A 1,257-nucleotide genomic window follows, 5' to 3' on the forward strand; every position below is an offset into this window, starting at 1 on the left:
CCCCGCCACTGGCAGACACACCTTTTGAATTCATACTGTCAATAAGGATTCTGGCTCCGGTAACGTTTATCAGGCCATTCGTACTGGCTGATACCGCACGGGAATCCGGACCATGAATATCGACATCTCCACCATTAACATTTATCACGCCGCCATGGGTTGCATGAACAGCAGACGCGTTGTTTCCTGTTGCGATAATGGTATGCCCATGTGTATCAATCGTTGCATTCACACCATTCGCATAAACAGCATTACTGTTATGATTGCTGTTTATCACATCATACTGCATGACAATGGATTGCCCATTTTCAGCTTTAACCGAGGTTACTGCTATAGATTCAGCAAATGAGGCAGGGCCGAATAATATGGCACCAATTATTATGGAGAGTTGTGTTTTTCTCAAAGTCATCATTTCCTCTGCATTCCTGATACATTTACAAAAAAGATTTTTTCTTTTTTTTGATGTGATAAATCAAGAAAATACGCAGCTTTGTTTAATATTTATTTAAATATTTTTATCTAAAACATCAGCTTTCTGTTTTTTTATATATTTTATTTTGACTTACATCAAAGTCGTTTTTCTTGAGTTTTTATTTTGTTCCTCGCATTTTGCAGAGTCTGTGACTTAACGTTTATTCTGTTCCCGGGAGTTTATATCGATGCAGTAACCGGAGAAAGAACACATCCATAGCAGAGAGGCAGAATAAATGATGGGGACTGAAACGGGGTAACGGCTGTGTCGGTCGCTTCAGGGAATGAATTCCAGCCAGGCGTGGAGTGCCAGCCAGAAATGAAAAATATAGTTTTTATTTCAGTGGAGTTAAGTTTTGAGCAGGAACAGGCCAACACCTGAAATCGTGAAGGATGCGATTGCCGGACGACTGGAAAGCGCGAACCTCTGGCGCAGGGCGTCGGCCCGCTGGCTGATGCTCATGGGATGTGTAATGAACGCATCCCCAATCATCAAATCCGGAGCACGGTGATGGATGGGGAGAATATCGGGAAGGTGTGGAACCTGGCAGATTTCCGGCATCATAGTGCCCAATACGGGATGCATAAAGCTCCTTCAGACTGGAGACTCCACAAATGAAATATACACCGGTTGGCGTTGATATCGCAAAACATCTGATTCAGGTTCACTTCATTGATGAGAACACAGGTGACGTGGTGGATAAGCAACTTCGCAGAAGAGATTTTCTGGAATATTTCAGCAACCGGGAGTCATGTCTGATTGGTATGGAGGCCTGTGGAGGCTCT

Annotated in this window: 1 protein-coding gene and 2 pseudogenes; 1 reads left to right on the forward strand and 2 read right to left on the reverse strand. The window is 43.4% G+C overall.

Annotated features, from left to right (window positions below):
* Positions 1 to 412 (reverse strand): annotated as a pseudogene (locus EQY_RS0119800) (autotransporter outer membrane beta-barrel domain-containing protein); the annotation flags it as partial.
* A gap of 408 nt (positions 413 to 820) precedes the next feature.
* On the reverse strand, positions 821 to 1,057 hold the full coding sequence (locus EQY_RS27490; protein WP_000553789.1) for a hypothetical protein: 237 nt from the start codon (positions 1,055 to 1,057) through the stop codon (positions 821 to 823).
* Positions 1,058 to 1,086: 29 nt separating this feature from the next.
* On the opposite strand from EQY_RS27490, the pseudogene EQY_RS0119810 reads away from it, so the two are divergent.
* Positions 1,087 to 1,257 (forward strand): annotated as a pseudogene (locus EQY_RS0119810) (IS110 family transposase); the annotation flags it as partial.

Origin of the sequence: Escherichia sp. TW14182 (assembly GCF_000208525.1) — a bacterium.
Lineage (GTDB): Bacteria > Pseudomonadota > Gammaproteobacteria > Enterobacterales > Enterobacteriaceae > Escherichia > Escherichia ruysiae.